The 21,758-nt window shown below is 39.0% G+C and carries 26 protein-coding genes; 2 read left to right on the forward strand and 24 right to left on the reverse strand.

The annotated features are described in order from the left end of the window. Positions 1-16: 16 nt before the first annotated feature. A complete protein-coding gene (locus tag F991_RS11005) occupies positions 17-1,036 on the reverse strand; it encodes an AraC family transcriptional regulator (protein WP_004671366.1) in 1,020 nt (339 codons plus the stop codon). A 155-nt stretch (positions 1,037-1,191) separates the two neighbouring features. Between F991_RS11005 and F991_RS11010 the strand changes: the two genes are divergently transcribed. Together F991_RS11010 and F991_RS11015 are read left to right on the forward strand one after the other, a co-directional pair. Further along, entirely contained in the window at positions 1,192-2,706 is a 1,515-nt protein-coding gene (locus tag F991_RS11010; protein ID WP_004671367.1) for a flavin-containing monooxygenase, read from the forward strand. A gap of 47 nt (positions 2,707-2,753) precedes the next feature. Continuing rightward, on the forward strand, positions 2,754-3,671 hold the full coding sequence (locus tag F991_RS11015) for a LysO family transporter (RefSeq protein ID WP_004671368.1): 918 nt from the start codon (positions 2,754-2,756) through the stop codon (positions 3,669-3,671). A 69-nt stretch (positions 3,672-3,740) separates the two neighbouring features. Here F991_RS11015 and pyrF read toward each other — a convergent pair whose 3' ends face one another. From pyrF to F991_RS11130, 23 genes are all read right to left on the reverse strand, one after another. After that, positions 3,741-4,421: an orotidine-5'-phosphate decarboxylase gene (gene pyrF / locus F991_RS11020; RefSeq protein WP_004671369.1), complete on the reverse strand. Its 681-nt coding sequence runs from the start codon at positions 4,419-4,421 to the stop codon at positions 3,741-3,743. A gap of 282 nt (positions 4,422-4,703) precedes the next feature. Next, positions 4,704-5,069, reverse strand: a complete 366-nt coding sequence (locus F991_RS11025) for a lipopolysaccharide assembly protein LapA domain-containing protein (RefSeq protein WP_004671371.1) — start codon at positions 5,067-5,069, stop codon at positions 4,704-4,706. A 14-nt stretch (positions 5,070-5,083) separates the two neighbouring features. Further along, a complete protein-coding gene (locus F991_RS11030) occupies positions 5,084-5,386 on the reverse strand; it encodes an integration host factor subunit beta (protein WP_004671373.1) in 303 nt (100 codons plus the stop codon). 156 nt (positions 5,387-5,542) lie between these two features. Continuing rightward, positions 5,543-7,225, reverse strand: a complete 1,683-nt coding sequence (rpsA, locus tag F991_RS11035) for a 30S ribosomal protein S1 (protein ID WP_004671374.1) — start codon at positions 7,223-7,225, stop codon at positions 5,543-5,545. 114 nt (positions 7,226-7,339) lie between these two features. Then, positions 7,340-8,020 carry a (d)CMP kinase gene (cmk, locus tag F991_RS11040; RefSeq protein ID WP_004671376.1) on the reverse strand — a complete coding sequence of 227 codons (681 nt, stop codon included), beginning with the start codon at positions 8,018-8,020 and terminating at the stop codon, positions 7,340-7,342. Positions 8,021-8,029: 9 nt separating this feature from the next. Continuing rightward, positions 8,030-8,470: an SRPBCC family protein gene (locus tag F991_RS11045; RefSeq protein WP_004671377.1), complete on the reverse strand. Its 441-nt coding sequence runs from the start codon at positions 8,468-8,470 to the stop codon at positions 8,030-8,032. Positions 8,471-8,540: 70 nt separating this feature from the next. Next, a complete protein-coding gene (gene tadA, locus F991_RS11050) occupies positions 8,541-9,047 on the reverse strand; it encodes a tRNA adenosine(34) deaminase TadA (RefSeq protein ID WP_004671379.1) in 507 nt (168 codons plus the stop codon). A 5-nt stretch (positions 9,048-9,052) separates the two neighbouring features. Next, on the reverse strand, positions 9,053-10,177 hold the full coding sequence (locus F991_RS11055) for an enoyl-CoA hydratase/isomerase family protein (protein ID WP_171063479.1): 1,125 nt from the start codon (positions 10,175-10,177) through the stop codon (positions 9,053-9,055). Next, positions 10,174-10,887, reverse strand: coding sequence for a uracil-DNA glycosylase (ung, locus tag F991_RS11060; protein ID WP_004671382.1), 714 nt, complete (start codon positions 10,885-10,887; stop codon positions 10,174-10,176). Before ung ends, F991_RS11055 begins: the two co-directional genes overlap by 4 nt. 44 nt (positions 10,888-10,931) lie before the next feature. Then, positions 10,932-11,528: a 6-pyruvoyl trahydropterin synthase family protein gene (locus tag F991_RS11065; RefSeq protein ID WP_004671383.1), complete on the reverse strand. Its 597-nt coding sequence runs from the start codon at positions 11,526-11,528 to the stop codon at positions 10,932-10,934. Between the two features lie 102 nt (positions 11,529-11,630). Next, positions 11,631-12,590 (reverse strand): type II secretion system minor pseudopilin GspK, encoded by a 960-nt coding sequence (gene gspK / locus F991_RS11070; protein ID WP_171063442.1) that lies wholly within the window; start codon positions 12,588-12,590, stop codon positions 11,631-11,633. 5 nt (positions 12,591-12,595) lie between these two features. Then, positions 12,596-13,216, reverse strand: coding sequence for a type II secretion system minor pseudopilin GspJ (gene gspJ, locus F991_RS11075; protein WP_004671385.1), 621 nt, complete (start codon positions 13,214-13,216; stop codon positions 12,596-12,598). Continuing rightward, on the reverse strand, positions 13,213-13,599 hold the full coding sequence (gene gspI / locus F991_RS11080; RefSeq protein WP_004671386.1) for a type II secretion system minor pseudopilin GspI: 387 nt from the start codon (positions 13,597-13,599) through the stop codon (positions 13,213-13,215). Before gspI ends, gspJ begins: the two co-directional genes overlap by 4 nt. Continuing rightward, positions 13,586-14,137, reverse strand: a complete 552-nt coding sequence (locus F991_RS11085) for a pilus assembly FimT family protein (RefSeq protein ID WP_004671387.1) — start codon at positions 14,135-14,137, stop codon at positions 13,586-13,588. The genes gspI and F991_RS11085 overlap by 14 nt, the downstream gene beginning before the upstream one ends. An 8-nt stretch (positions 14,138-14,145) precedes the next feature. Further along, entirely contained in the window at positions 14,146-14,757 is a 612-nt protein-coding gene (locus F991_RS11090; RefSeq protein ID WP_171063481.1) for a TetR/AcrR family transcriptional regulator, read from the reverse strand. A gap of 42 nt (positions 14,758-14,799) precedes the next feature. Beyond that, on the reverse strand, positions 14,800-15,573 hold the full coding sequence (locus tag F991_RS11095) for a TatD family hydrolase (RefSeq protein ID WP_004671389.1): 774 nt from the start codon (positions 15,571-15,573) through the stop codon (positions 14,800-14,802). Positions 15,574-15,595: 22 nt separating this feature from the next. Further along, positions 15,596-15,940, reverse strand: a complete 345-nt coding sequence (locus F991_RS11100) for a PilZ domain-containing protein (RefSeq protein WP_004671391.1) — start codon at positions 15,938-15,940, stop codon at positions 15,596-15,598. 357 nt (positions 15,941-16,297) lie between these two features. Beyond that, the gene (locus F991_RS11105; RefSeq protein ID WP_004671393.1) at positions 16,298-16,606 is read right to left on the reverse strand and encodes a hypothetical protein; all 309 of its coding nucleotides are present in this window, start codon (positions 16,604-16,606) and stop codon (positions 16,298-16,300) included. Between the two features lie 202 nt (positions 16,607-16,808). Then, positions 16,809-17,810, reverse strand: a complete 1,002-nt coding sequence (locus F991_RS11110) for a DNA polymerase III, delta' subunit (RefSeq protein ID WP_004671395.1) — start codon at positions 17,808-17,810, stop codon at positions 16,809-16,811. Position 17,811: 1 nt separating this feature from the next. Further along, on the reverse strand, positions 17,812-18,573 hold the full coding sequence (gene kdsB / locus F991_RS11115; RefSeq protein WP_004671398.1) for a 3-deoxy-manno-octulosonate cytidylyltransferase: 762 nt from the start codon (positions 18,571-18,573) through the stop codon (positions 17,812-17,814). Between the two features lie 9 nt (positions 18,574-18,582). Further along, positions 18,583-19,593, reverse strand: a complete 1,011-nt coding sequence (gene lpxK / locus F991_RS11120) for a tetraacyldisaccharide 4'-kinase (protein ID WP_004671400.1) — start codon at positions 19,591-19,593, stop codon at positions 18,583-18,585. 2 nt (positions 19,594-19,595) lie between these two features. Further along, positions 19,596-21,323 carry a lipid A export permease/ATP-binding protein MsbA gene (gene msbA, locus F991_RS11125; protein WP_004671402.1) on the reverse strand — a complete coding sequence of 576 codons (1,728 nt, stop codon included), beginning with the start codon at positions 21,321-21,323 and terminating at the stop codon, positions 19,596-19,598. Further along, positions 21,320-21,748 (reverse strand): ExbD/TolR family protein, encoded by a 429-nt coding sequence (locus F991_RS11130; RefSeq protein WP_004671404.1) that lies wholly within the window; start codon positions 21,746-21,748, stop codon positions 21,320-21,322. Before F991_RS11130 ends, msbA begins: the two co-directional genes overlap by 4 nt. Positions 21,749-21,758: the final 10 nt, after the last annotated feature.

Below are 21,758 nucleotides of genomic sequence, written 5' to 3' on the forward strand. Positions count from 1 at the left end.
TACCATTTTTAATCATTTAATGATTTCGATTATATTGGCGAGGACTGTGTCCAAACCACCTTTTAAATGCATGATTGAAAGCCGCTGGCTCAGAATAACCTAACATTTCGGCAATTTGTTCAATTGAATATGAGCTGCCTTCGATGAATCTTATTGCCTTTTGCTTTATCAGCCTTTCACGAATTTCTTTATAGCTGGTCTGCATTTGCTGCAATTGATGCCTTAAAGTTCGCTCTGGAATTTTCAATGCATATGCTGTTTCAGTCATAGTTGGTATGACTCCATTTTGCAACTCTAGATAATCCTCAACATATTCGACGATCGTTACTTTTGAATCAGAAACTTTCTCTAATAGTTCTATGTCACGTAGGCATTTTTCTTCATACATTCTATAAGTCAGTGCATCAGCCGAAGGAACACTAACATCCAAAATTTGCGTATTTTCTAAAATAAATACGGCTTGTTTACACCCAAATTTGACATCTTGACCATAATATTGCTGATATGCAGCGGTGAGTTGCACATCATCGGGTCTTTGAAAAGGCAGTTCGATCTGAATATTGGGTGTATCAAGTCCCATCATCTTAAATATGTCTTGTAGGAACTTATAGGTTCCTGAGATTTCACATTGCGCTCTAAACTGCCCTAAATGGGTATCTATATCAGTAGGTTGATAAAATAAATGAATCGCTTTATTGTCAATTTCGAGCTGTAAAGAACCAAATAAATGGGTTAATTGTTGGAAACGCACGCCATTCAACAAGGCATGATGTAATGTGTCACTGGTAACGATCAACATGAGAAAAGGACCGTATCCAGCCAGTGCATAATGCTGACCAATGAACAGACCTTGTTCTGGCGCAATATCCTGACTAATATGTTGCAAAATATCCCATTCAATTGCATCAGGTATAATTGAACTTGGATCTAAAGCATCAGCCTGTATTCCCATATTTGCTAAACGTGCATCCACATCAATACCAACATGGCGCATGCCTTGAATCAAATACATCAATCCGAGGATAGATCTCTTCATAATTCTGAATACAATTCTCAAAAATTTAATGTTTTACTATAAAAACACATATAAATGAATTGCCGAAATGATCAAGTTTTACGTCTATACAATCATATTTAATCTCACCAAAACCTTTAAACTGACACAAAATTTAGTGGTATAGGGCGTGGACTATGCGTAATGCAAACCAGAATGCAATTCAAAAAACTAAAGTTGCAATTATTGGTGCAGGTTTTGGTGGCTTAGCAATGGCAATTCGACTATTACAAAGCCAAATCAAGGATTTTGTAATCTTAGAAAAAACCAATGATGTTGGTGGTACATGGCGTGAAAACCAATATCCAGGTGCTGCTTGTGATGTGCAATCACACATGTATTCCCTGTCATTTGCACCCAAAACAGACTGGTCGAAGCGCTATGCAGAGGCAGATGAAATCTTTGATTATATTCAAGATATTACTGAACAATACACACTGAAAGATTATTGTAAATTCAATCATGAAGTTACACATGCCGAGTTTGATGAACAACGTAATATCTGGACAGTAGAATTTAAAGACCAACCTACGCTTGAAGCGCAGTTTGTTATTTTTGCTTCAGGTCCACTCCATGTCCCTCAAGTTCCACATCTCAAAGGCATAGAAAAATTTAAAGGTAAAGTTTTCCACTCTTCTCAATGGGATCACAGTTACGATCTAAGCGGTAAATCCGTTGCCTCGATTGGTACAGGTGGTAGTGCGATTCAATATATTCCTGAAATCGCACCCGAAGTTAAGCAGCTTTATGTCTTCCAACGTACTGCCGCTTGGGTGATTCCTCGTGATGAACGTAAATACTCAAAATTAAGTAAAACATTATTTAAAGCGTCCAATCTCTATCGTCAAATTCACCGTAGTCGTTTGTACTGGACCAATGAGTCTCGTGTTGTGCCTATCGTACAGCCTCAGATCATGAAATATGGTCAAAAACTTGCAGAAGCCTTTATTCGCTTCCAAGTCAAAGATAAAGCATTAGCGAAAAAACTGACTCCAGATTTTGTGATGGGCTGTAAACGTATTTTGATTTCAAATAAATACTTCCCAACGTTCAATCGAAAAAATGTTGAATTAATTACCGATGGCGTTCAAGAAATTACAGAAAATGGCATCATGACCAAAGATGGTAAAGAACGTCAAATCGATTGCTTAATTTACGGCACAGGTTTTATCACTGATCCACGCATCTATTTGAAGCATTTCAATTGTGTTGGACGCAATAGGATTGAACTCAAACAAGCATGGAAAGATGGCGCAGAAAGTTACTATGGTATCAGCACCAAGAACTTCCCTAACCTGTTCCAGTTATTAGGTCCGAATACAATTCTTGGGCATAATTCTGTGATTTTCATGATCGAATCACAAGTGAATTACATTCTTCAGTTGATCCAAACTATTGATAAAACAGGCACCCAAGCAATTGAAGTCAAACACGACGTACAGGATCAATTTAACGAACGTGTCCAAGAACAACTCAAAGGTACGGTCTGGCAAGCTGGTGGTTGTAGTAGTTGGTACCAAGCGGCTGACGGTAAAAACTTCTCGTTATGGCCAACTTATACTTGGAGATTCTGGTTAGAAACCCGTAAAGTAAATGTAGCTGATTATAATTTTATCAGTACTACAGCAAACGTAAAAAACAATGCAGCCTAATCAATAATTCTTCATAATAAGCAGGTTATTCGTGACCTGCTTTTTTTATGCAATCTGTCGTCCTTATTTTCCAAATTTTTATTGCAATAAGCTTAGGCTATTTCTTAGCTCCCCACTTATCACAAAAAATTAAGCGATTTGTTTTTCAAATCCTTCCTTATTTTTCTTATGTTCTATTAATTAGTGTTGCATTTGAACTCAGCCAAGCGTTGAACCATATTCCAAATCCTATTGCAATCTTACCACCTGCAGTATTAATCGCATTTACCACCTCGATCGGCTCATTTTTCATTTGTTTGATTACCTACAAAATCATTGATCGCCAAAGCGTACAAGGAAGAATTTCATTACATCTATTCATCAATGCATTGAAAAATATCGCCAAAGCATTTTTAGCATTGGGTGTCGGAATTCTGCTTGGCACCCTTGTAAATATCTCTAATCTACAAATCACATTTAATAGTTGGTATTTATTACTGATATTTATCTGCTTGATCGGTATTGAGCTCGCCTTTACACAATTTGATCGCAGTTGGTTGAGTTGGAAAATTTTGCTTGTTCCAATTGCTGCCATCATTGGCTCGTGTTTAGCCTCTATTTTTAACTATTTTATTTTATCCAATGACTATAGCTTGAATGAAGTGATGGCTTTGGCTCAAGGCTATGGTTGGTATTCAATGTCTGGGATTTTATTCACAGAACTACACTCAGCCAAACTCGGTGGGATTGCCTTATTAACTGATCTGTTTAGAGAAATCTTTGCGATTATATTGATGTATTGTCTCGGTTGGCGTTTTCCAAGATCGGCAATTTCAAGCGCTGGTGCAACCTCGATGGATGTCACACTCGCCATGGTCAAACAATCATGTGGTACGCATTACATACCACATGCAATGATGAGCGGATTAATTCTTTCGTTACTTGCACCACTCTTAATCAGCTTATTTCTAAATCTGAAATTATAATGGCGATGAAGTTTGCTAATCCGTCAATCACTCGATAGGCGAACACAGTTCGCCTATACATGAATAGATTTAAATCGAAGCTAAAATCGACTTTAACATTTCGGTTGGATTGTCTGCTTTGGTGATTGGACGACCAATAACTAAATGCGTAGAACCATCTTGCATTGCTTGTTTTGGTGTCACGATACGTTTTTGATCATCGGCATTTGAACCTTCAGGACGGATACCTGGCGTTACAAGTGCAAAATCTTGTCCTAGCATTTCACGTAAGATTTTTGCTTCTTGTGCAGAACATACCACTCCATCCAAACCACTTTCTTGTGTGAGTTTTGCTAAACGCTGTACCTGCTCAACGGGTTCAATATCCAAACCAATATCACGTAAATCTTCACGTCCCATCGAGGTTAAAACAGTCACTGCAATCAATTGAGTTTGATAATTTCCTGCCTGCAATCTCTCTACACAAGTTTCCATCATCTTACGGCCACCAGATGCATGGACATTGACCATCCAGACACCTAAATCAGCAGCGGCACAAACGGCTTGAGCTGTTGTATTCGGAATATCATGAAATTTTAGATCAAGGAAAACATCAAAACCTTTATCTTGTAGGTTTTTAACTATAGATGGACCTTCACGAGTAAAAAGCTCTTTGCCCACTTTTACACGACAAAGTGACGGATCAAGCTGATCTACAATAGTTAAAGCGTCAAATTGGCTTTTTGCGTCTAAGGCAACAATAATACTCACGAATCTAGTTCCATCACATAAAAATCAGTTCATTATAAGATGATTAATAAAATGAACAAAGTAAGAAAGCATCCATAATGAAAAAAGCTTTCTCACCACGATACCTTTCAGCTATCTCTCAGTTCAGATAATATAGATTTAGCGACATCTGCTCGGCAGAAACGTTCCACATGAAGATATCTTGGCTTTCCTTAAAGTAAAAAAATAGCTCTTTAATCAAATAAAGAGCTATTTTTTTTGCTGTAAAATCGCTGGATTTTAAAGCACTTGAAATATCTTAAATTATAGCGGATTACGAGGTTGGCTTTCTGGATTAATATCCATCACCGTTTTCTCATGTCTCACACTGGCTGCAACTTCTGCTGCAGCTTGCTGAGCAAGTTGAATTTGCTCTTTGCGAAGATGGTCAATATCTTTACGTAATCGCTTGATTTCCCAACTCGTTTGAAAAACGCGAAAAACCTGTACTCCTAGCAATAATCCAACCACAACACCCAATGCTAAAGTCAATAAAAGCAAAAGACCTAAACGCATGGCAGGAACTTGAGTAAATAATAAATCTACTGGCAGCTCTGTTGGGTTTTGAAGCACTAAAGCAAGCGAATAACCAAAAATAACAACGAGCAATGCAATTAATACATAACGCATAAACACCTCAACTCTTAATCAGCGGTTTCGTTTACTGCATCACGAAGTGCTTTACCTGGTTTAAAATGAGGAACAGCTTTTGCCGCAACATCAACAGATTTACCAGTTTTAGGATTTCGACCTAAACGTGGCTCACGGTGATGTAAAGCAAAGCTACCAAAACCACGAATCTCGATACGATCACCCGTTGAAAGTGCTTCAATCATTTGATCGATCATAATCTTTACAGCATCTTCCACTAATGGTTCAGCCAAGTGTGGGTTTTTAAGTGCAATCCGTTCAATTAAATCAGATTTATTAAGTGCTTCAGTAGTCATTGATGACCTCTTTAATTATTGCTACTTCTCAGTTTTTTAATAATAACCTGTTTAAATACAAAACGGTAGCGTAGTACATCAATACTACGCTACCGTTTACAGTATTTTTGTATAAAAAAGTACGTATCTGTTACAAGAAACGTACCTTTTAACAAATTACTTCATTTGAGCTTTAATTAAGTCACCAATGGTTTTAGGACCATTGCTTTCTGCAGTTTGAGTTGCAGCAGCTTGACGAACAGTGTTCACAGCTTCTTTCTCTTCAGCTTCGTCTTTCGCTTTGATAGACAAATTGATAGAGCGAGACTTACGATCAACGTTGATGATCTTCGCTTCAACTTCTTGACCAACTTCTAGGAACTTAGTCGCATCTTCAACGCGATCGCGGTTGATTTCAGATGCTTTAAGAGTCGCTTCGATGTCATCAGCAAGTTTAACTGTTGCGCCTTTAGCATCAACTGCAGTTACAGTACCTTTAACTAAAGCACCACGTTCATTCGCAGCTAAGAAGTCATTGAATGGGTCGCTGTTTAATTGCTTGATACCAAGGCTGATACGGTTACCTTCAGCATCTACAGATAAGATAACTGCTTCAACTGTGTCGCCTTTCTTGTAACGACGAATCGCATCTTCGCCTTGTTCGTTCCAAGAAATATCAGACAAGTGTACTAAACCGTCGATTCCACCAGATAAACCGATGAAGATACCGAAATCAGTGATTGACTTGATCGTACCAGAAACTTTTTCGCCTTTTTCATTTGCTTTAGCAAACTCTTCCCATGGGTTAGCACGAGTTTGTTTGATACCCAATGAAATACGACGACGTTCTTCATCAACTTCAAGAACCATAACATCAACTTCATCACCGATCTGAACAACTTTAGATGGGTGGATGTTTTTGTTTGTGTGGTCCATTTCTGAAACGTGTACTAAGCCTTCAACGCCTTCAGCGATTTCAGCGAAACAACCGTAATCAGTTAAGTTAGTTACACGCGCTTTAACGATAGAACCTTTAGGGTAACGGTTCATGATCGCTAACCATGGATCTTCGCCTAATTGCTTAAGGCCTAAAGATACGCGGTTACGCTCGCGGTCAAACTTAAGTACTTTAACTGTAACTTCTTGACCAACTTCAACAACTTCTGAAGGGTGTTTGATACGTTTCCAAGCCATATCTGTGATATGAAGAAGACCATCAATACCGCCAAGATCAACGAATGCGCCGTAATCAGTAAGGTTCTTGATTGTACCTGTAACTGTTTGACCTTCTTCAAGCTGAGCAAGTAATGCTTCACGGTCAGCTGAAGATTCAGCTTCCATAACTGCACGACGAGATACAACAACGTTGTTACGTTTAGCATCAAGTTTGATTACTTTGAACTCTAACTCTTTACCTTCAAGGTGAGTAGTGTCACGGATAGGACGCGTATCAACTAAAGAACCCGGTAAGAATGCACGAACAGGACCGATGTCAACAGTGAAACCGCCTTTAACCTTACCAGAGATAACACCAGTAACGATTTCGCCGTCTTCAAAGATTTTCTCAAGCTTAGTCCAAGTTTCAGCACGTTTTGCTTTTTCACGTGATAAAACAGTTTGACCCATACCGTTGTCAAGTGCTTCAACCACTACGTCAACAGTATCACCAACTTGAACTTCAAGTTCACGTTGTTCATTTAAAAATTCAGCACGATCAACAACGCCTTCAGATTTAAGGCCAGTGTCAACAGTTACCCAGTCAGAATCGATACTAACAACAGTACCTTGGATGACTGCACCCTTTTCAACGTTGAGGTTTAATTCACTTTCTTCAAAGAGGGCTGCAAAAGATTCGGTCATGATATACCTGATAAAGTCCGCGGTCTTGGATCAGACAAGGCCGGTTTAGTTAAGTTGTTACATTGTCCAAAAAATCTGATCAAGCAATGCTTCAACTGATAAAAAATTGTGTATCTATTTTATACGGCTATTGATATAGTCAACCATCAACTGAAATACTTCATTGATACCTATTATAGAACTATCAATGACATACGCATCGTCAGCGGGTCTAAGAGGAGCAACTGTACGCTCCATATCTCTTTTATCCCTAGCCTGTATGTTAGATAAAATGTCGCTTATTTTAGCATCAAGCCCCATGCCCTGCAACTGTTTTACACGGCGCTCTGCACGAGACTCAGCCGATGCCGTCAAATAAATTTTAGCTTGAGCTTCTGGAAAGATCGATGTCGCCATATCACGACCATCGGCAACCAAGCCAGGCGTTTGGATAAATGCACGCTGGCGCTCAAATAATGCTTTACGCAATTCAGGAACAACTGCAACTTTAGACGCATACTCGCCAACCTGCTCAGTCCTGATGGTATTGGTGACATCAATCCCATCCAATAAGGTGAGTGTAGCTGTATCCGTCGTTTTGAACTCAATATCTAAATTTATTGCACAATCAATACATTGTTCTAATTTTACATCTAATTGGTCGAGCAAGCCTTGTTGAAACAATGACAGCCCAAGTAGACGATAAAGTGCGCCAGAATCTAATAAATTATAATGATAATGAGCAGCAATTTTTGCAGCCAAAGTCCCTTTACCAGATCCACTTGGACCATCAATCGTAATAATATGAACTGTCATTCCCATCTCTTATGCAGCAACTGATTTCGCTAATTTTGAAAAACCTAGTGTAATCGCTGCTTTGAGTTGTGCAAGAACTAATTTGCTTACAAAAGGTGCTTTTGCTGTAAATTCAATCTTATAGGTTACCAAAGTGATATAGGGGGTGATTTCTTTGAAATCAATTTGCCCTAAATGGTGCTTAACCAACGGATTATTGATTAACTTGTATTCAATGCGCTGGTTTTCTTCCAACAACGTGATTTCTTCTTGCAGTGGTTTAATTGGACCAAAACCCATACGACGAATTGAACCAATACCATCTGGACGTTCAGGATCGGCAGAGTCTTTTACTCGCACCACTTGTAACGGTGCAAACGCTTTATTATAAGTCGCGTGTTTTGACAACAAGTCAAAAACCTCAGAAATAGGTGCATTAAATTCTTTTTGTATGGTGATTGCATTACGCATAGTTTCGCCTTTTTGATTAAACCAAAATCATCGGAGGCTTAGTTTGCCATAACAGCTAAGACATTTTTAATCATTTTAGGACGTTTTTTGATAAACGGTTTTGCTTCTTTTCACTTCTTCTTTGTTTAAAAAAATCACTAAGTTGGGTTGAACATTGCGCTTGCAAGCAACCTTGTTCAAAGACAAATTTATGGTTGTAATAACCATTTTCAAGCAGTTGACGGGCACTGATCAGTGAACCTGCCTTAGGCTCTGTGGTTGCAAAAACAACACGTTGAACACGCGCATGAATTAAAGCACCCACGCACATGGTGCAAGGCTCGAGCGTGACATAAAGTGTGGCATCATCTGGTAGGCGGTAATTATTGATAGATTGACAGGCCATACGCAGTGCTTGAATCTCGGCATGTGCTGTCGGGTCAGAAAGTTTAATTGGGGCATTATAGCCCACCCCAATTATCTCACCTTGGCTGACAATAACAGCACCAACAGGGATCTCACCCTGAGCTGCCGCTAATGCAGCCTGCTCATAAGCAAACTGCATCCAAAATTCATCATTGCTATTATTTTCGCTCATACGCCTTAAACAATAATACCGTATTGTCTTAATAACGCATTCCAACTATCAATATTGGTCACAGGAGGGCAATCAGACAAAATATCTTTTAAGGTGATGTTCTCGGTCGCTTTCCATTCTGGAGAAAGATCTTTATCGACCAAGCGCGCACGTACGCCTTCTACAAAGTCAGGATGACGGATTTTCCAATCAGAAATCTGAGCTTCTAGCGCAAAAACCTCATCCCAAGCATGTCCTTGTTTACCCCACTGCCAAAGCAACCAAGTAATAGCAGCCGTACTTGGCGAGCCTTTTTGCAAATTCTCACTTGCTTGGCGCAACCAATCACTGCTTGCCTCACTCAACCCAATAATTGCTTGATAATCAAATTCAAAGTTTTGACCACGACAAACACTGTGAATAACATCGATCGAATTTTGCAAAGGACCTGCGGCAACCGGACGGTGAAGACTATTTAATGTGTCATCAATGGCACGGAAAGCACCTGCTGGATAATGATTCCAGTCTACATTTAAGACTTTTTGCAAGACATTATCACGCTGCGCTTCACAAATATGAGTTGCCCAGCCGATGCTAAATGCACCTGCTGCAGTCATAATTGAACCAGTTAAACCCGTAAATAGCCCAATTTGCCCTCGATCTGCAAGGAATCGACTTCCACCGACATCTGGATATAAACCGATATTGATTTCTGGCATAGCCAATCGTGAATAAGGTGTAACCAAACGAAATGGTGCAGCCATAAATAGACCAAGCCCACCACCCATTACATAGCCTTCACCCCAAACTACAATCGGCTTAGCATAATTGTGAAGCAATAAGTCTAATGCATATTCTTGCTCGAAGAATTTATTTGCAGTATTAACCTCATTATTTACAACCAGTTGACGAAGTTTTCGTACATCGCCACCCGCGCAAAAAGCTTTAGGTGTGGTTGAGTCTAACCAAATCGCTTTAACACTTTCATCATCATGAAAATGTTCAAACACGCGAAAAAGTGCACTTACAATAGATTCATCTAATGCATGTAAAGATTTTGGTCGGTTTAGGCGAATCACCCGCCAACCATTTTTTTCTTGCTCAATAACCAAATCAGGATGATAGCTATTTAAATCAGGAGAAGTCATTATGCGTCCAATTGCCAGTCTATAGGCTCAATGCCATGTTGTTTCAAATAATGATTGCTTTTAGAAAATACTTTACAGCCAAAAAAACCACCACGGTTTGCCGCCAATGGCGACGGATGAGCTGCACTTAATACAAGATGTTTATTGCGATCAATACGTTGTCCTTTACGCTGTGCATAAGCACCCCATAAAACAAACACCACATGCTCTCGTTGCTCATTTAGCACATCAATCACAGCATCAGTAAAATCTTCCCAGCCTTGTTTTTGATGTGAAGTGGGTTGTCCTGCCTCTACGGTCAGCACACTATTCAACAACAACACACCCTGCGCTGCCCACTTGCTCAAATCACCATGTCGAGAAATAGGTACAGCCAAATCACTGTGCAACTCATGGAAAATATTACGCAAAGAAGGTGGTAATGCAACACCTCTTTGTACAGAAAAACTTAAACCATTGGCTTGATTTGGACCATGATATGGGTCTTGACCTAAAATCACGACCTTTACTGCACTCAAAGGCGTTGTATTTAATGCATTAAAAATATGTTTGCTTGGTGGGTAAATCGTCTTCTCAGCAAGTCTTTGTTGTTGCAAGAACGCGCGTAAATGATCCATTTTCTGACTGAGCAGAAACTCGGACAATGAGACTTTCCATGACTCATCCAGCTGAACTTTACTTAACTTGTCCTGTTGCTGTTCAGTAAATTGCATCAATATTCCTTGAAATAAATTCACTCCCTTGAGTGAGGACGTACTTAAATATTAACTTGTAGTTCTACATTCGGGTTTTGAAATCTGATTCCCTTTTTCAAGCGCTCATACATTTGTGGATCACTCCACTCACTTTGAACCTGCTCTGAGAAAACGATTTGATCTAGGCTCAATATGCCCATTTGTTCATTATCAATATCTTCTTGAAAACTTTGTGCATAACCCGTATCAGTTTCGTGAACAATCACCGAATAAACCTCAACATCCCCTTCGCCATTTTGGGTAACTGTTGAATTTAATACCTGTTGCGCAAGAAAAAAGAAAATACGAGAAAATTGTTCAGCTGATGGTGAAACAGGCAAAGCCACCCAACGTGCGCTAAAGGTTTTGCATGCATCGATATACGCAGCATCGTCTTTTTGCCAATAACAAATCGCATGATCAAAACTATCAAATAGTTCTTTAATCACGCCTTTCAGTAGCCCAAAATCATAAACCATTTGCCCATGATCTAACTTTGACGCTTTTAGTAATAATTCAACTTTATAGCTATGCCCATGAATCGAACGCTTACAGCGATCCGATGTACAATTCCGTACGATATGAGCGTTTTCAAACTTAAATAATTTACGAATTAACATGCACCAAGCTGATCTTTTTTGCAAACAAGCTTTATTATAAAGCAAAAAAACAAGCATTGGGATTGAATTTAAATCTTGTGACTATTCAATAATCCAATCTGATCACTTAAAAGGAGCAAGACTTCTAGAATAGACAGTAACTTGTTTATCTTGACGGTGCATTGAGCTGCTAAATTGGCGCTTGCGCTCACTTAAAACAACTTCTATTTGTGCAGTAAAAAAAGAGGATTTACTGTCTAACCAGGTCGCCGCATCTGCCTTATTTTGCTGATCTATTCCTGAAAAAGCATTGAGCTTCCATAAATCTTCAACATTATTGAAATATGATAAATCAGCTTGTTTTGTTTTTAATTCTTGCTCAACAGCATTGACATCAACGCTTGGATCAATACTTGCGAGCAATAATGCAGGTGCAGTGTTCATATTAATTTTTGTTGGTTCTGGCAATGCCGTAATATATTGCTTAATCAAATCGTAGTTTTTCCCTTCGAAGCCCCTAACCAACTTCAATTCTTCAACACTATGAAATTTGGTATTTGGAGCTAGATAAGAAGGATCTAATCCTTGATAATAACTACTCTCAGCACCCATCGCACCTGTTGTTTCATCATCAGTATCTTGCCAATCGATCACAGCTTGGCTTAACTCTGCGGGCAAACCAACACGCTGTAAAAGTTTTTCAAACCAACGCCGTGCTAAATCATCAACTTCATTGCCATTTGCTTTTACCAAATTATTTAAGTTGAATTTTCCAGATTCATCCACTAAACGACCTTGAACAGTACCACCATCAACAGGAAATGATGGCATTGGTTTCGCCCAATTCTCCTGTAAATGATCAATATTGTTACCATTGTCACTATCTTGTATTAGCAACTCTGAGAAAAATGCCTCAGCACTTTTAGCATAAAGCAAAGATTGATTTTGACGCATCAAATAGCCTGTATTCTCAGCACTATTGCTTTGTCGTTTTGCGATGGTTGCTGCAAGAATCGTCGCGAGCGCAACCATAACCAAGATCGTAAGCAATGCGATACCACGTTGAGACGCGTATGTCTTCATAGCAATCACTGACCACCCTGATTGTTACTGACCAAGCTATATATCCACTCATAGTCTGTACCTGCGACCGTGAGCTGTATTTTAAAACCTAATGGTAATTTTTTTAGTTCATTCACATTATCTGGATCACCCGTGTTTTCTGGCCACTCAGACAATTCTTGAGGGTTCAATGCCAGTACTTTAAACTGATCAACATTTTCCAATAAAGTACTTGAGATCGGCTGCACACGATTTGGGATATTTAAATTTGCATATTTCAAGCGATATACTTTTTTTTGTGCTTCATCAAAACGATATTCTATACGTTCGTATGGTGATAAGCCTTGTTTCAATGGATCTGACACACCAGCTTTACTGAACATAAAACTTTGATCATTTAACAGCACAGCAGCTTGCAGTTGTCGTCCATCATTGGCAGTCAAGGGAATAATTTGTAAGCTATCCCTTAAAACCTGTTGGTAAGCATCCTGTAACGCGAATAAATGCATTTCATGTTCTGCATTACGATCTTTGACTTTCAGCAAATAGTCAAACACCTTCCAACCCAACATCGAAAGCACAGCAAAAATCGCAATCGCAACCAGCAATTCCACCAAAGTAAAAGCTTGCTGTTTATGTTTCATCATGTCTTCGCTTGTTCAGGATAGTTAAAAAATACAATATTACTAATACCTGCTTCAACTTTATCCTGATCAACATTAAACAAACTTATCTGTAACTCAATACGTTGTATTTTGGGACTAATTGTAGGTTCGGCTTTTTTATCAATTTGCCACGTTTCGCCCTGCGAAGAAACTTGCTTGGATTGCGTTCCATCCAACCACTCTTTATTCATTTCCATCATTGCAACTTCATTCATTGCAACAAATTGAGCTTTGGTCCGCAAAATCGCATTTGACGTTGCTTGTGTGTATTGCATTGCAATTTTAGTCAATGCAATTGCTGCCACAGCAAAAATCGCAAGTGCGACCATGACTTCAAGTAAGGTAAAAGCCTTATTCTTCTTCATTCACTTTACCCAAATGATCCAGCGACAGCTCATGTCCAATCGGTCGTTGCTCATAATAAAATTGAATTCTAACAGGCTTCACCTCGCCATTTCCAAACCAAATCAGTTGTGGCGCCCTGCCACCTAACAGATCGTCATTCTGTGCTCTTTTATAATTTTCAGCATCTAAACTTTGAATGCTAAAAGACACATTTTTCGGTAACTGACGAGGTTTAAACTCCTTATAAATCTGCCAAATACGATCCGCATGTTGGATTTGTTCATGACTCTGATCGTAATATTCAAATAGGTTATAGCTAAATGGCGCAACATCAGTTGCATTCTGGGTATTTAATGCAAAAACTTTCGCTTGATCTGTGGCTTCTTTATTGATTTTTTTAAGATCAAGGATAAACATTTCTCTGGCTTGCATCGCTCGACGTTGGTCAACACCACCAATATTCAAGACCACTAACGATGTCATGACGGTCATAATCACAATCACCACCATGATCTCAATCAGGGTAAAAGCTCGTTGCGACCTCAGTGAAGACTTCATTGTATTGTTCACGAAGATGAAACTTGTTCAAGCTGCTTAGGCATCGCCAAAGCTTGCTCAATGTAAGCCACTCGTAATGTATCTCTAGAACCTAAATAACGCTGATAAAAACTTGAGTTCAAGATCACAGCCGCGCCATAGGTCAAAGACCAAATAGATGCTAAATAATCACGGGTCGTCATCGCACTATTAATATCAAGCAAATAACTTTCTGTCATGCGAATAATAATACGTAAACGTTGGCGACGAATCTTATACAACTCACTAAATAACTGCTGGATACCTTGTGCTGTCGTAGATAAACGCTCTTCTATCTGATGAAATAACGCTGTGCGCTCAGGATGATGCAGATGGTGCAACATAAAAAAAGCCAAATGTTCAGGAAAACTTTTTTCTATATCTTGAATCATTTCTAACAACATTCGTTCATTGCGAATAATCAACAACATATATAATTCATCTTTACTCTGAAAGTGCTTATATAACGTACCTTTCGCAAGATCCAACTCAGCCGCAAGAGCATCAAGCGTCATGCCCGCTTCGCCATTTTCTAATAGGAGTTGCTCCGCGATTTGAAAAATTAATACTTCTCGTGCTCGAAACTGAGCTTGACGATCCATTTTCACGTGATAACTCTCTTTCCTAATACAACATAAAACCGTTTATTTAAAATTTAAAAGATTTTCAAAATTCCGTGTTGTAATCACACCAATCTCTTCAACTGATTTATGATATACATCAGCCAAGGCTTTTGCTACATACGGCACATATTTAGGTTCGTTGGTTTTTCCTCGATAAGGCATAGGTGCCAAATAAGGACTATCCGTTTCAATCAGTACCCGATCTAATGGAACTTGTTTTGCAACATCACGCAAATCTTGTGCATTTTTAAATGAAATAATGCCAGAAAACGAAATATAATAGCCACAATCTAAAACTGCTTTTGCCGTTTCCCAGTCTTCAGTAAAACAATGCAATATGCCATGGCTAGATTGTTCAGCTTGAATTATATCAACTGTATCGTGCTTAGCAGAGCGTGTATGTACAACCACTGGCTTCTTCACAATTTTTGATGCTTGAATATGTCGAGCAAAACACTGTTTTTGCTCAGCGACAAAATCTGTGCTGTGATAATAGTCTAAGCCTGTCTCTCCCAAAGCCCAGACCTTTTCGGATTGGGCTAGTTCGACTAAATAGTCCGTTGTCGCACGTGCCATCACATGACCATCTTCACAGGGATGCACACCCACTGTATAGCCCACATCATCATGACGGGAAGCAATTTCTGCCAGTTTAATATGGTCATCAAGATCAACAGAGATTCCCATAAATTTTGAGACACCGGCAAGTCGAGCTTGTGCGAGTGCTTGATCTAGATCCCCATCATAAGGAGTCAAATCTAACAGGGTTAAATGGCAATGCGTATCAACAAACACTCTTTCTTCCTATTCATTTTGCTTACATCGTATAACTTGGACGATCCATTGCTTTAGAACCTGCCAATAATTTCTCAGCTTCGTTCTTATAATACACACCTTTTTCGCCAGCCAACTGGATCGCAAAACCTTGTGGCTTGAAATGTGTCTGTTTGTGCGAGATCCAAATGACTTTACCTGTGAGCGGGATCTTTTGTGATTGCTCTGGTAGTGTCGCCAAAATAAAAACTTCCTGTCCCATTTTTACTGCTTGTTTAGTTGGAACAAATAATCCACCGCCTTGTACAAAAGGCATATAGCTTGATTGTAGAGTAGCCTTATCAGGAATATTGACCTGTATAATCCCACCCATCATTTGATGTTGCATAACCTTCCCCTGTTAAATACATAAAATTATCAATATCATTCAACATTGATAAACATATAAAAACTATCAATTCGCTTTGATCTGTTTTATAAACGTCCTTTGAATTACCGCTTACTTAGTATCTATACATGATTTATCATTTGATTATAGAAAACAATCCTAGAAACAACAAATGCTGTTTCAGCAAAATGTTGTGAAAACACTCAAAACGGCCTGTATTTAGCTAGATTAGGGGTTTACATAGACCTTGCAGCTCACGACATCAGACCAAACTTTCAAATCATGCGTATGACAAAAACTAAAAAACCGCTCATCATCAGAATACCTCATGAGCGGTTTAATTTATTTTAAAAGGGCTTATTTTTCAGTGCACTTATAATCAAAATTTAGTTTACTAATCGCTTGATCGGTATGTCGTGTCACAACAGCGATCTGCCGCGCCCCTGCTTCAATATAAAGTTTACCGCTGAACTGATTCGATTTTGCATTTTGTTGATTATGATTAAATGAGTAACTATACACGCACTCATAGGCTTGCGAACCATGATTAGATGCGTTGATCAGAATAGATGAGCCATTGATATTTGACTCAAACTTGGGCTCAGCCATTGCAATGGCTGGTAAAATTACAAGTGATAATGCAACAGCTATAGATCTTATTTTCATCATCATATTCCTTATTTTTTGATATTATTGTGAAGTACCTCACATTTTATATATTTTTAGTTCGGAAGTTATAATAAAAAACAATTTAAATACAATCTTTACAAAACATCTTAAAATGCAGTCCAACCTTAAAAGTGACTATCCAATTAGCCACAAAAATATGGATTCTTGCGAATCAAAAGCATGATAGTCCATCACTTTGTTATTGCGAAAACCCAAGCTCAACATTCATCAACTGAATAAACAATTCATCTACGACCAATTGCGACTGTACATTCTGCGCCACCATCAGCTTCTTTTGTTGTACATCAGCATAAATCGCAAATAAACGTTCTAAATGATACTGTTCAGCTAAATCTCGAAAATCTAAATCATCATTTCTCAATGATTGATTCAACCTAAAACTAATTAAATCAGCTAATAAATATTCGAACATGGTCATAAATTCTGTAAAACTTAACTCTTTAGACCATTTGTTGGCATAGTGCAACGGCATACTTTTTTCGGCAACTAATTTTAGCCAATCACTTAAAAATGAAGTGCGTTTTTGCAACCAACCACTTTGCTCTATTTCAATCGCAGTCAATGGCATTCCGTTGGCTAGATTTAACAATAACGAAATATGCTGAGTGCCAATATTTGGAACTTGTTGTTGCACAAATGACTGTGCATCTTCCACACTTAAGCGATCTAAAGCGAAACGTTGCAAACGACTGCGAATCGTTGCAGGTAATTTTAAATAATGATCGGCAAGTAAAATCAAAATGACTTTCTCACCCGGTTCTTCAAGTGTTTTCAGTAAAGCATTTGCAGAAGCCATATTTAACGCTTCCGCAGGTTCAATCATGATAACTCGCCAACCCTCACCAGTTTGCTGAACAAAAGGAAGTAAATCTCGTATTTTTTCTATTTTAATTTTCGCATTTTGTTTTTTATTGTCTTCATCTGTGGTGATATGCACATAATTCGGATGTGTATCAGATTTCAACCATTGGCAGCTTGCACATTCTCCACAAGCTGCTTGTGGCTGTTTATTCGCACATAATATCCAAGCAACAAAGCGCTCAGCAAACTCTTTTTTAGCACAGCCTTGCTTGCCATAGAATAATAGGCCATGCCCTATTTCTGGAAATCGGGTTGTCAGCAATTCCCAAGTTTGTTCATGCCAAGCGTAAGTTTTTGTAGACTGGATATCGACGATCATATTATTCAAATGCACTCACTGGCATTGCATTCAGTCGATCTAAATCAGCTTGAGTATCGACACCTGGTGGTAAGTTGGCTTCGGCAACTGCAATCGCAATACGATGACCATTTTCTAGCACTCGAAGTTGCTCTAAACTTTCTAATTGCTCTAATTGACCTTGATCCCATGTGACATATTCTTGCAGTAATTTCACTCGATAGGCATATAAACCTAAATGACGAAATGCCTGATCATGTACCCTGGCTTCAGCTTGTTTCGCGCCATCACGATCATATGGAATTGTGGCACGACTAAAATAGAGTGCTTCATTGCGATTAGACATCACGACTTTAACGATACTATCGCGTTGAAACTCATCTAAATGATAAATTCGCTCGCACAATGTTGACATTGAACATTGCGGATTATCAACAAGAAGCTGTGTTACTTGTTTAACGAGCTGTGCAGGAAGTAATGGTTCATCACCTTGAACATTGACAATAATATCGTCTGCTGCCCAACCTTTAATACGTGCAACCTCACTCAAACGATCTGTCCCAGATGGATGGTCGGCACTGGTTAAAACCACATCCACACCTTCGGCACGACAAACATCAGCAATTCGAGGATCATCAGTGGCTACACATAAATCATCAAAGCCATCAACCTTACTCGCCTGATCGACCACACGTAAAATCATCGGACGACCATGAATCAATAAAAGTGGTTTTGCTGGCAAACGAGAACTCGCAAAACGAGCAGGTATAACAATATGTTTCATGGTGTTTCTCTAAGAAAATTGAATACCGACTTGTTGCAACTGCTGTTTCAACAAATCATAACAATCAGATGATAAAACAGCTTCAACTGGCACAACCCAAATTGGGATATTAAAATCAGGATGCTGTTGCAATAAACTTTTAAATTTTACAGCATCTTTTTCGGTCGTAATAATTGCATCTTGCGAATCAAAGATTAAATCTTCGACTTCATAATCATAATGATCTGGAAACTCATGCGCTTGATATTGACTCACACCAAGCTTACTCAATGTTTGATAAAAGCGCTGTGGAAAGCCAATACCGACGACCGCATTAAAATATTGGTTTGCATCAAACCAACTTAACTCTAGATGAGTATTGAGCAGATAAGGCTTTCCCACATCTAAATGCATATTGTTATGTGGCTGAGCAACTTTAGTATGCTCTATAACTGTGCTGCTTTTTAATCTTGATTTTGGTTCTCGCAAATACCCTTCGGGTAATAGCTTTTCATTACCTAAACCACGGTTTTGATCCAATACAATCCATTCAATCTGACGACCTAAAGCCCAGTGTTGCAGACCATCATCACTAATAATCAAATCAAGATCACCCGCGGTTCGCAACAGCAACTCTATAGATGCTTGACGATTTGGCCCAACAGCCATCGGCACATCGGTCGATTGAACAATCAAACAAGGCTCATCACCAACAACGGAGGGCTCAGATGACAGTTCCACGCTTGCAGGAAAAGGACCTTGTCCTCCATAACCACGACTGATCACCCCAACACGTACGCCTTGCTGTTGTAAATATTTCACCAACTCAATCAGCAATGGGGTTTTACCACTTCCACCAACCGTAATATTACCAATCACCATGATGGGCACAGGCGCGTGATAAACACTTTTGATGCCTACTTTATACAAGCTTTGATTTAGACAGAAACCAAACCGATATAACCATGACAATGGGCGCAAAACAATTAACCATGAAGCTTGTTCATTCCAAGCATCTTGTATACGTTGCGCCATCGACATGCTTAATCTTCCTCAAAATTACGCTGATGTAACTGGTAATACATACCATGTTTAGCAAGTAACTCTGTATGCGTACCCTGCTCTATAATCGTACCTTTGTCCATCACGACAATAATATCCGCATTTTCAACCGTTGATAGACGGTGTGCAATCACGATCGTGGTACGACCTTGCATCGCCTCATCAAATGCTTGTTGAATAAAGTATTCGGACTCATTATCAAGCGCACTGGTTGCTTCATCTAAAATCAAGATCGGTGAATTTTTCAAAATTGCTCTGGCAATCGCAATACGCTGACGTTGACCACCAGATAGATTTAAACCTTGTGCACCTAGAACGGTGTCATACCCATGCGGCAACTCCATAATAAAGTCATGCGCATAGGCTGCTTTAGCCGCTGCAATGATTTGCTCATCACTTGAATCTTGCAGTTGTCCATAGGCGATATTGTCACGCACGCTACGGTTGAATAGCACCACTTGTTGGTTCACCATCGCAATTTGCGAACGCAAACTAAGCAACTCAATCTCTTGAACAGGAATATCATCAAAATAAATCTGACCGCGACTCAGTTCTTGGAAGCGCGGCAACATATTCACTAACGAGGTTTTACCCGCACCAGAGCGCCCAACCAATGCAATCGTTTGCCCAGCTTTTATATCTAAAGTGAAATCTTTAATCGCATGGGTGCCATCGCTATATTGCAAATTTGCATGATCAAATCGAATATTGCCTTTCAATGCAGGTTTTAATTGGCCTTTATTTTCTTCTTCTGGTAGATCCAATAACTCAAAAACTGAATGCGCAGCAGCTAAACCACGTTGTAGTTTTTCATTGATATCCGTTAAGTTTTTCACTGGCTTAGAAATCAAACCTGCAGCAGTAATATAAGCTACAAATTCACCAGCTGAAGTATCACCAAATACTTGTGGTCTTAACGCTAACCAAAGAATAAGTGCCATTGCACAAGACAAAACAAGCTGAACAACAGGACTGTTAATATTTTGAACCACGACCATTTTTAAACCACGGCGAAGGTTTTCTACCGATGATGTATAAAAACGTTGTTGTTCGAAAGCTTCACCTGTAAAACTTTTGACTACTGAATTACCATTAATGGTTTCTTGAACCACGTGATTGACATCACCCATGGTATTTTGTACTTGCAGTGAAAGCTTACGCATTCGTTTCGCAGCAACACGAACTAACAAGCCAATCACAGGCATAAATACAATAATACAAAGCGTTAAGCGCCAGTTGGTATAAAATAAATAACTGAGCAGCGCGATCACAATTAAACCATCTTTTACGACGGTTTGCAGTGAGTCCGACGAGGCTGCTGTTAACTGTTGTACGTTGTACATCAACTTAGAACTGATATGTCCTGAAGTATTATCAAGATAATATTGTGCAGGTAGCCTTAGGAGTTTCGCATAAACCTCTTGGCGAATACTAAACACCAATCTTCTTGAAATTACTGCTGTAAAGTAGCCACCTAGAAACAAGCCTATGCCGCGGAAAAACATAAGCAAAATAATTAAAACTGGAAACCAGTTTAAATTTTCTCGACTACCTTCCTGAATCGCATCAATAATATATTTAAGTAGTTTAGCGACCGACACCTCGGTGGCGGCATTGATACTAAAACCAAGCAATACTAATAAGGCAACGCCCCAATAAGATTTTAAATAAGTTAAAAGACGCAAATAGACTTTAAAATCTTGACTCACTCAGTAAAACCTCTAGTTGGAACTTTAGTGCTAATGTTGACATTGACAAAGCCAAGCTGTCCCGCCACATCCATCACACGAATCACATCTTGATGTGCTGCATTTGAATCAGCGGCAATAATGAACATAAAATCTCGGCGATCTTGGGCAACTTGTTTAATTGCAGTGCTTAGGTCAGCAATTTCTTTGCTTGATAATGCTTGACCATTCACAGAATAATACCCTTTTGAGTCTACCATGATTTCAATTTTGTGATCGAATTGTTTCGGCGGAACGCCTTGCGCATCAGGCAGCGTAAGATTTATACGACTTTGCTGACTAAAAGTGGTTGAAAGCAATAAAAACACCAAAATAAATAACATGCAATCAATCATTGGTGTCAAATTGATATGAATATCTTCAACCTGAGAACGTTTAAATTTCATCATGACACCT

The organism is Acinetobacter sp. CIP-A165 (assembly GCF_000367985.1).
Lineage (GTDB): Bacteria > Pseudomonadota > Gammaproteobacteria > Pseudomonadales > Moraxellaceae > Acinetobacter.

Bases quoted from the DNA above. Each gene is read 5' to 3' on its own strand.
- F991_RS11005 (WP_004671366.1), bottom strand. From the start codon at position 1,036: ATGAAGAGATCTATCCTCGGATTGATGTATTTGATTCAAGGCATGCGC.
- F991_RS11010 (WP_004671367.1), top strand. From the start codon at position 1,192: ATGCGTAATGCAAACCAGAATGCAATTCAAAAAACTAAAGTTGCAATT.
- F991_RS11015 (WP_004671368.1), top strand. From the start codon at position 2,754: ATGCAATCTGTCGTCCTTATTTTCCAAATTTTTATTGCAATAAGCTTA.
- F991_RS11025 (WP_004671371.1), bottom strand. From the start codon at position 5,069: ATGCGTTATGTATTAATTGCATTGCTCGTTGTTATTTTTGGTTATTCG.
- F991_RS11030 (WP_004671373.1), bottom strand. From the start codon at position 5,386: ATGACTACTGAAGCACTTAATAAATCTGATTTAATTGAACGGATTGCA.
- rpsA (WP_004671374.1), bottom strand. From the start codon at position 7,225: ATGACCGAATCTTTTGCAGCCCTCTTTGAAGAAAGTGAATTAAACCTC.
- cmk (WP_004671376.1), bottom strand. From the start codon at position 8,020: ATGACAGTTCATATTATTACGATTGATGGTCCAAGTGGATCTGGTAAA.
- F991_RS11045 (WP_004671377.1), bottom strand. From the start codon at position 8,470: ATGCGTAATGCAATCACCATACAAAAAGAATTTAATGCACCTATTTCT.
- tadA (WP_004671379.1), bottom strand. From the start codon at position 9,047: ATGAGCGAAAATAATAGCAATGATGAATTTTGGATGCAGTTTGCTTAT.
- ung (WP_004671382.1), bottom strand. From the start codon at position 10,887: ATGCAATTTACTGAACAGCAACAGGACAAGTTAAGTAAAGTTCAGCTG.
- F991_RS11065 (WP_004671383.1), bottom strand. From the start codon at position 11,528: ATGTTAATTCGTAAATTATTTAAGTTTGAAAACGCTCATATCGTACGG.
- gspK (WP_171063442.1), bottom strand. From the start codon at position 12,590: ATGAAGACATACGCGTCTCAACGTGGTATCGCATTGCTTACGATCTTG.
- gspJ (WP_004671385.1), bottom strand. From the start codon at position 13,216: ATGATGAAACATAAACAGCAAGCTTTTACTTTGGTGGAATTGCTGGTT.
- gspI (WP_004671386.1), bottom strand. From the start codon at position 13,599: ATGAAGAAGAATAAGGCTTTTACCTTACTTGAAGTCATGGTCGCACTT.
- F991_RS11085 (WP_004671387.1), bottom strand. From the start codon at position 14,137: ATGAAGTCTTCACTGAGGTCGCAACGAGCTTTTACCCTGATTGAGATC.
- F991_RS11090 (WP_171063481.1), bottom strand. From the start codon at position 14,757: ATGGATCGTCAAGCTCAGTTTCGAGCACGAGAAGTATTAATTTTTCAA.
- F991_RS11100 (WP_004671391.1), bottom strand. From the start codon at position 15,940: ATGCAACATCAAATGATGGGTGGGATTATACAGGTCAATATTCCTGAT.
- F991_RS11105 (WP_004671393.1), bottom strand. From the start codon at position 16,606: ATGAAAATAAGATCTATAGCTGTTGCATTATCACTTGTAATTTTACCA.
- F991_RS11110 (WP_004671395.1), bottom strand. From the start codon at position 17,810: ATGATCGTCGATATCCAGTCTACAAAAACTTACGCTTGGCATGAACAA.
- kdsB (WP_004671398.1), bottom strand. From the start codon at position 18,573: ATGAAACATATTGTTATACCTGCTCGTTTTGCGAGTTCTCGTTTGCCA.
- lpxK (WP_004671400.1), bottom strand. From the start codon at position 19,593: ATGTCGATGGCGCAACGTATACAAGATGCTTGGAATGAACAAGCTTCA.
- F991_RS11130 (WP_004671404.1), bottom strand. From the start codon at position 21,748: ATGAAATTTAAACGTTCTCAGGTTGAAGATATTCATATCAATTTGACA.